This is a genomic window from Pseudomonas sp. 05N434 (assembly GCF_056396965.1).
Genome location: NZ_JBFTMK010001017.1, coordinates 1 through 667, shown reverse-complemented (window position 1 = coordinate 667; position 667 = coordinate 1). Strand labels below are relative to the sequence as shown.

General features: G+C 51.6%; 1 protein-coding gene. It reads right to left on the bottom strand.

The genetic code is table 11. The features are described 5' to 3' along the window. On the bottom strand, positions 1-274 hold a 274-nt coding region (gene gcvH, locus AC1DLB_RS31440), incomplete at its 3' end, for a glycine cleavage system protein GcvH (RefSeq protein WP_477786460.1). Positions 275-667: the final 393 nt, after the last annotated feature.

The window sequence follows — 667 nt, the reverse complement described above, 5'->3', positions numbered from 1 at the left end:
GCGGATCTTCGTTGACCAGTTCAGGGCTGTTATCGAGGGCCGGGTTGGTCTCGACCACTTCTCCGTCCAGAGGCATGTACACGCCGCTGGCAGCTTTTACCGACTCCACGGTGGCGGCTTCTGCGCCTTTGTCGTAGGACTGCAGCTCAGGCAGTTGTACGAAAACCACGTCGCCCAGTGCGTTCTGTGCGAAAGCGGTGATGCCGACCGTAACGGTGCCGTCAGCTTCGGTGCGCAGCCATTCGTGATCTTCAGTAAAACGCAACTCGCTCATGGAAACTCCTAAAGGGGCCAGACTCGTCTGGTGGACGCGATGGAATGCAGGGGCAAAAACCCTGCTTTATAGGAGGTTACTAAGCAAAAAGGCGGCCAATGTTATTTTTATGTTTAAAAACAATAACTTATAAGTTTTCGTAAGCCGTTATATTTCTGCAGCTGTAGCGAAATCGCTACAGCCTGAAGCAAAGAAAAAAGCCTAGGTGGATCAAAGCCTTGGACAGCGGTGATCAGGATGGGGTGTATTGATATCATTCCACTGTAGCGCTTTCAGTACAGATGGAGGTCGCTTTTAATGGGTTTTTCCCGGTAATCCCTGAAGAAACCTTTTATGTAGGAGCGAGGCTTGCCCGCGAAGCTTTTAGCGCCAGTGATGACGCCTTCGCGGGCA